This is a genomic window from Microbacterium sp. (assembly GCF_003248605.1).
Taxonomy (GTDB): Bacteria; Actinomycetota; Actinomycetes; order Actinomycetales; family Microbacteriaceae; genus Microbacterium.
In genome coordinates this window covers 1-7426 of the sequence record NZ_QFPF01000119.1, presented here as the reverse complement: position 1 = coordinate 7426, position 7426 = coordinate 1, and the positions used below count along the sequence as shown (strand labels likewise).

General features: G+C 71.5%; 6 protein-coding genes. All 6 read right to left on the bottom strand.

What is annotated here, in order from left to right:
- Positions 1 to 1044: ABC transporter substrate-binding protein (locus DI573_RS12955; RefSeq protein WP_292815027.1), on the bottom strand; the 1044-nt coding region annotated here is incomplete at its 3' end.
- Between the two features lie 276 nt (positions 1045 to 1320).
- Positions 1321 to 2694, bottom strand: coding sequence for an amidohydrolase family protein (locus DI573_RS12950; RefSeq protein WP_292815025.1), 1374 nt, complete (start codon positions 2692 to 2694; stop codon positions 1321 to 1323).
- 104 nt (positions 2695 to 2798) lie between these two features.
- The gene (locus DI573_RS12945; protein WP_292815023.1) at positions 2799 to 3701 is read right to left on the bottom strand and encodes a serine hydrolase; all 903 of its coding nucleotides are present in this window, start codon (positions 3699 to 3701) and stop codon (positions 2799 to 2801) included.
- A 39-nt stretch (positions 3702 to 3740) separates the two neighbouring features.
- A complete protein-coding gene (locus DI573_RS12940) occupies positions 3741 to 5123 on the bottom strand; it encodes a Zn-dependent hydrolase (RefSeq protein ID WP_292815021.1) in 1383 nt (460 codons plus the stop codon).
- Positions 5120 to 6307 (bottom strand): alanine--glyoxylate aminotransferase family protein, encoded by a 1188-nt coding sequence (locus DI573_RS12935; RefSeq protein ID WP_292815029.1) that lies wholly within the window; start codon positions 6305 to 6307, stop codon positions 5120 to 5122. Before DI573_RS12935 ends, DI573_RS12940 begins: the two co-directional genes overlap by 4 nt.
- Positions 6308 to 6348: 41 nt before the next feature.
- Positions 6349 to 7426: amidase family protein (locus tag DI573_RS12930; RefSeq protein WP_292815019.1), on the bottom strand; the 1078-nt coding region annotated here is incomplete at its 5' end.

Below are 7426 nucleotides of genomic sequence, written 5' to 3'. Positions count from 1 at the left end.
CTCTTCGTAGACCTCGGCCAGCAGGCTGAGGTCGAACAGGTCGCCGGCTTCGATCTCGAGGCCCGCACGCTCGAGGCTCTCGATCGTGGCCGCCTGCAGCTCGTCGCTGATCCAGAAGAGACCGAACTCCTCGGTCTCCTCCGAGACGACCAGCTCGTTCTGCGCGATCGCACCCGCGAGCGAGTTCTCGGGGTTCAGGTCGAGCTCGGCGCCGTAGACCTCGACGGCCAGACGCGAGCCCTCCTCGGGGTCATTGACGGCGTCGGTCCAGCCGCGGATCTCGGCGACGAGGAAAGCCTTGAGCATGTCGCGGCTCGAGGCGATCGTCTCATCGGTCGTCGTGAAGGTCTCGGCGACGAAGGGCAGCCCGTTGTCGGCGAACGGAAGGTTCGTGGTCTCGAGGCCTTCGGCCGCGACGGTGATCGACTCGTTGGTGAGGTAGGCCATGAAGCCGTCGACCTCGCCGTTCACGAGCGGTGCGGGGTCGTACTGCACGGGGACGATCGTCAGCTCGGAGGCGTCGATGTCGTTGGCGAGGAGGAAGGCGTCGAACAGGGTGCGGTTGGAGTCCTGGATGCCGATGCGCTTGCCGATGAGGTCCTCGGGCGTGGCGATGTCACCGCCGTCCGCGAGCGAGAGGATCGTGAACGGGTTGGCCTGGAAGGTCGCGCCGATGATCTTGAGGGGGGCACCCTCGCTGGCGACGGCCGAGCCGATCGACACGGCATCGCTCAGCGCGACATCCGCCGAGCCGCTGAGCAGCGGGGCGACGCCGGTCTCGGGTCCGGGGACGAGGTTGACCGACGAGAACCCCGCCTCCTCGTAGTAGCCGTTGGTGTCGGCGAAGTACTCGCCGGCGAACTCCTCGTTGAGGATCCAGCTGAGCTGAAGGGTCAGGTCGCCGAAGCCCTCGTCGCCCGCGGGCGACTCGGAGGCGTCGGAGCCGCTGCCGCCGGCGCAGGCGGTGAGGGCGAGGGCGGCCACGGCGAGGCCGGCGCCGACCGCGGCGAGGCGGCGGCGCGAGGTGCTGAAGCGGAATGTCATGTGCTGTGTCTCCATCAGGACGGTGTGTGCACTCGGGTACGTCGGCGGCCCAGAGCCTCGGCCGTGCCGACCTTGCAGACGCTATGCGATGTAGATTTCACGAACACTGGCGCGATGTTTCGGTGCCGTTACACCTCGCGGGCTGCCGCTGCGCCGACGGATGCGCGACCACCGGCGCCCACGCCAACTCATGCGCACCCCGTGGCCACACCCGCACCATCGGTCGTGCAGATGTCGCCGCACGGCCGCTCCAGCGACCGCACGACGCCGCGCCGCTCAGTGCGGGTGACGGCCCATCCGGGCCGCGACCGCGGGCAGGTCCGCGTGGACGCGGGCCGTCGCCTCACCCGCGAGCGGGTTGGTCGACGCGCCGTGATCGGACACCAACACGCCCCCGACGTAGACCCGGGTGAGGTTGCGCAGGGTCGACGAGAGCACGTAGTTGCGCACGGGGTGCCACAGGGGGCCCATGTCGGGACGGCGCGGGTCGACGACGACGAAGTCGGCGAACTTGCCGACTTCGAGGCTGCCGACCCGGTCAGCGACCCCCATGATCTCGGCCGAGCCGAGGGTGTGCAGCCGCAGCACGAGTTCGGGCATCATCGAGAGGGGATCCTTCGTGCGCGCGCGCTGCATCGCGATGCCCATGCGCATGTTCTGCCACGGGTCCGACACGTCTGTGCAGGCCTGATCGTCGAGCCCGATGCCGACTTTCATGCCCATCGCGATCATCTCCGGCACGAGCGCAACACCCGACGCGAGGCGTCCGTTCGAGGCGGGCTGCCACGACATCGCGGCGCCGCCGGCGGCGGCCTGTTCGATGATCTCGGGCGTCGTCTGGATGAAGTGCCCGAACATCATGCCCTCGCCGAGGGCCCCGGCATCCCGGTACAGGGCGAACTTCGACTGCTGCAGCGGCACGGCCTCGGGCGACTCGAGGAAGTGCGCCTGATTCGTCACGCCGAATCGGCGCATCGCCTCCACCTCGAACTCGGCCGCTTCGGGGTGCGGCGACCACTGCACCTGGCCCATGATCGACGCGCCCAGTGCGAAGTCGGGGTCCATCGCGCGGGTGTGCGCGACCGCGGCCTCGAAGCGCGCGAAGATCTCGTCATCGGACCCGACGGCGACATCCATGCCGATCGAGTCGACGAAGCGGAGCCCTGCGTCCAGGCATCCGTCGGCCTGACGGGTGTGGTACTCGGTGCCCCGCAGGGGCGCGTCGCCGACCCGCTTGCCGTCGACCATCGACTCCCACGCCTGCTGCGGGTCGGTGAAGTTGTAGGCGGTCGTCACGCCGTTGGCGAGGAAGTCGAGCGAGCCGTGCAGCGTCGACCAGTACACGTCCTCGGCGCTCGCGTACGCGGTGAGGCCCAGCATCGAGTCGCACCAGCCGTAGAGGGTGTCGGCGACACCAAGCCCACGCAGGCCCGAGGTGAAGAGGTGGCTGTGACTCGAGACGAAGCCGGGCGCCACGAACGCGCCGTCGACGTCGAGCACCTCATCGGCGGTGGCGTCCGCCGGGTCGCCGGCGCCGATTCCCGCGATGCGGCCGTCCTCGACCCGCATCCACCCCCGCTCGATGTAGCCGGGGTCGTCGGTGCCCGCGGGGATCGTGATGAGTCGGGCGTTGATGACGAGAAGAGACATGGATTCCTTCGGGTGGGCACAGCAGAGCGGGCGCGGATGGAGGCGCCTGATCGACGCTACGGGATGTCGATTACACGAACATCGGCCACCGTGTTTCGAGGCCGTTACGACCGAGGGGATGCTGCCGCCCGGGCCTCGAGCGACGCCATCACGAACGCGGCGAGGGGGTCGGCGTCGGTGTGGTTCTCGATCCGGTCGTCGGCGGCGGTGATCGTCACGACGGCGTCGGCGTGGAACAGCAGGAGCTGACCGTACGCCCCGTGCAGGCGCCAGCCGGCGCCGGGCCCACCCCATCCCGCGAGCGCATACCGGTCGTACCCGGGATCGGAGCCCGCGACCACCCAGTCCGCGTGCATGCCGTCGATCCACTCGGCGCCGACGACTCGGCGGCCCTCCCACACGCCGCGATCGCGGATGAGACGGCCGATGCGGGCGACCTCCGCCGTGCGCAGCGCGACGCCGCCGCCGGCCGCGATCCCGCCGTTCGGGCATCGCGCCCACTCGACGGCGTCGATGCCGAGGGGGTCGAACAGGCGCGACTGCGCCCATGCGCCGACATCGCCGACGACCGCCGCGAGCGCGCGCATCGCGGTGTAGGTGCTCGCGCCCGCGTACTGGAAGACCCGTCCGCGGCTCGGCCGGCCGAGGAACTCGACCGCGAGATCGGGCCAGTCGGTGAGCATCGTGGCAGACCAGGGCATGTCGATGCCGCTCGACATCGTGAGGAGGTGGCGCATCGTGACGCGCTCGACGCCCGCGCCGAGCGCGACCCTCGGCAGACAGGCCGCGACGGGGGCATCGAGCGACAGCATCCCCTCGTCTGCGGCGATGCCCGCGGCCATGACGCACAGGCCCTTGGCGATCGACTGGATGTCGCGACGGACGTCCGCGGTGAAGGCGTGCTCGGCGGTGTCGCCGCCCACGAGCACGTGGACGCCGTGGGCCGTGAAGCCCGTGCGGCGGATCTCGGCGACGATGCCGTCGAGGATGCTGTCGGCCGCGGTCATCGCACCAGTCTCACACCGGGCAGCATCCCCGCCTGCACCTCACCGCGGCTCGGCCGACAGGTGCAGCACCGATTCGGCGAGCGCTCGGATGCCGAGCGCGACGTCGGCGGAGCTGACCGCCTCGTCGGGGTGGTGGCTGATGCCGTCGGGATTGCGCAGGAACAGCATGCCGACGTCGGTGATCGCGCCGATCGACATGCCGTCATGCCCTGCCGGGCTGAAGAGCGTTGCCGGGTCGTCCGGGATGTCGGGCAGCGCGCCGCGGATCCCCTCGCGCACGACGTCCTGCAGCAGAGGAGCGCACATGACCGCGGGAGCGTTGTGCACCTCGCGGGCGCGCCAGCGCAGGCCGCGCCGACCCATGATCCCGTCGAGATCGCGCGAGATCGCACTCCACACCCGGTCGCGGGACTCGTCGAACTCGCCGCGCAGATCGAGGCTGAAATGCGCCTCGCCGGGAACGATGTTGACCGCTCCGGGGAATGCCTCGAGCTGCCCGACCGTGCCGATGATGTGGTGCTCGGCGGCGCAGATGCGCTCGACCGCGAGCGCCGCCTCGCTCGCCCCGAGCAGGGCGTCGCGGCGCATGTCGTAGGGCGTGCCGCCGGCGTGGCGGGCCTCGCCCTCGACGACCAGCTGGAATCTGCGCGCGCTGGCGATCGACGACACGACAGCGAGCGACTCGCCGCGTCGGTCGAGCTGCGGGCCCTGCTCGATGTGCGCCTCGAGGTAGCCGACGAGCTCGTCGGACCGGCGCGCGGCCTCGCCGACCCGCCCGGGATCGAGCCCGAATTCGAGGTACGCCTGGCGGAGCGTCGTGCCGTCGGCATCCGTCAGCTGCCACCAGTCGTCGTCCCACGTGCCGGCCACGGCCGACGATCCCAGCAGCGCCTTGCCGAACCGTGTGCCCTCCTCATCGGAGAACGCGACGACCTCGATCGCGAACGGCAGGGGCGACACGCTTCCGCGGCCATCCGGCCCCGGAACGCGAAGCAGCCGCACCACCTCGAGGGCCATCAGCACGCCGACGATGCCGTCGAAGCGGCCGGCGTCGGGCACCGTGTCGAGGTGCGAGCCGAGCATGAGGGTGGGCACGTCCGGCGTTTCGTCTCGCGCTCCGCGCGCGCTCGACGACCGCGCAGCGGCCCCGGAGCCCGTTGACCCCACGGCCCCGGAGCCCGTCGAAGGGGCGAGCCGCCCGATCTGGTTGCCCGCGGCGTCCTGCCGCGTCGTCATGCCGACCTCGCGCATCCACTCCGCGGCCAGGCGATTGACCCGCGCGTGCTCCGGCGACAGGTAGACCCGCTCGATCTGCCCGGGGGCGGCCGTGACGCGCGCGAGCTCGTCGCAGCGCGCCATGACGCGCCGGGCTGCGGTGGCGACCACGTCGGGGGTGAGATCGGGAAGCAGGGTGCGTGTCATCGCGCCTCACCGGCGTACACGTCGAGGGCCGCGTCCACTCCGCCACCGACCGGCACGCGCGCGCCGAAGCGACGCAGCACCTGCTCGAGGGCCGCGAGAGTCGTGAGCACGGCGTCCTTGCGGGCGTTGTACCCCATCGTGCCGATGCGCCACACGCGCCCGTGCAGCGGACCGAACGAGGTGCCGATCTCGATGCCGAAGTCATCGAGCATCGCCTGGCGCGCAGCATCCCCCGCCACACCCTCGGGAATCTCGACGGCGACGACGTTCGACATCTTGTGCGCCACGTCGCCGAACACGACAAGACCGAGCCCGCGCACGCCCGCGAGCATCGCCTCGCCGTGCAGCACGTGGCGCGTGATGACGGCGTCGCGACCCTCGCCCAGCAGCACGCGGGCGCACTCCCGGGCCCCGTAGAGCATCGAGGTCGCCTCGGTGTGGTGGTTCAGGCGCCGCGGACCCCAGTAGTCCAGGATCATGCCCAGGTCGAAATAGTTGGAGCGCACGAAGTCGGGAGCGTCCTCGTCGCCGGGTTCGCGGATGCCGGCCTCGATCTTCTTCCGCGACCGGATGATCTCGACGGCTCGCTCCGAGAGGGTGATCGGGGCAGATCCCGAGGGCCCGCCGAGGCACTTCTGCAGCCCGGCCGTCGCCGCATCCAGGCCCCAGGCATCCGCTTCGAAAGGATTGCCGCCGAGCGATGCGGTGGCGTCGGAGTAGAACAGCACGCCGTGGCGCTCACAGATCTCGCCGATCTCGTCGAGGGGCTGCAGCATGGTCGTCGACGTGTCGCCCTGCACGAGGCCGAGCAGATGGGGTTTGACGCGCACGATCGCCTCTTCGATCGCGGCGGGAGTGAACACCTGCCCCCACGGCACCTCGATCGTGTGCACCTCCGCCATGGCGCGCTCGGCGATCTCGGCGAGCAGGTGCCCGAATCGCCCGAACACCGGCACGAGCACTCGGTCACCGGGGCGGATGAGCGAGATCATCGCCGCCTCGATGCCGGCCCGGGACGTGCCGTCGATCAGCAGGGTCGCGTCGTTCTCCGTCGCCCAGACCTGGCGGTAGAGGGCCTGCGTCTCGGCCATCGTGCCCGTCATGAACGGGTCGTACTGGCCGACGAGCTGCGCCGACATCGCGGTGAGCACGCTCGGATACGCCGAGATGGGGCCCGGGCCCATGAGCAGGCGGGCGGGCGGGGCGATCGGTCCGGGCAGGTCGGTCACGGGGCATCCTTCGGGGCGGGGACGAGGTCGGCGGCGGCACGGGCGAGGCGGCGCGCCAGGCGAACGAGGGCGATGTCGGTGCCTGCGCGCGCGATCAGGCTGATGCCGACGGGCGCGGGGCCGAGCGCGGAGGGCACGGTCAGCAGCGGGATCGAGATGGCGGGCATGCCGCCGATCGCGGCGGGCGTTGTCATGCGCAGCGTCGCGGTGCGGACGGCATCGACCCGCTCGCCGCGGTGCGTGCGCATGGGCGCGGGCCCCGGCACCGTCGGCATGATCAGCACGCTCTCGTGGGTGGCGTCGTGCAGCCGCTCGCGCAGGCGGTCGACGGTGTGCCGCGCCGCCTGCTCGGCCTCGGGCGTCACCTCGGATGCAATGCGGAATCGCTCCGCGACCGCCGCGCCGACCGCGCCGGGGTGCTCACGCAGCCAGTCGCCGTTGTTGCGCCACGCCTCGGCACCCTGCACGGCGCGGAACGCCGCGAAGTACTCGTCGGGATCGCCGAGGGATGCTGTCGCCACAGCGGGCGCGTCGCTCGCTCCCTCGAGGGCGCCGAGGAGGCGCTCGAAGGCGGCCCGCGTCTCGGGCTCGACGGAATCGAGCATCTCGGCCGGCACGGTGAAGCTCCACGGCAGGTCGCGGCCGGACTCGCCGAAGACGCTCTCGGTCGACTCCGACCCGTCGTAACTCAGGCACCAGTCGACGACCTTCTGCAGGGTCTCACCGTCGCGGGTCAGCCAGCCGATCGTGTCGAACGTCTGCGCGAGAGGCAGCAGTCCCTGCCTCGGCACGAGCCCGTGCGTCGTGCGCAGGCCCCACAGACCCTGGTACGACGCCGGCACCCGGATGGACCCGGCGGTGTCGGTCGCGAGGCCGATCTGCGCCTGCCCCGTCGCGACCGCCGTCGCCGGGCCGCTCGACGAGCCGCCGGGCAGGGCGCCCGGCAGCGCTCCGTTCGGGGGCGTGCCGTAGTGCGCATTGTCGCCGGCGACCGAGTACGCGAACTCGTCGGTGCGGGCGATGCCGCGCAGCGACGCGCCGGCGCGGAGCAGGTCCGACACCGCGGCGGCGGTC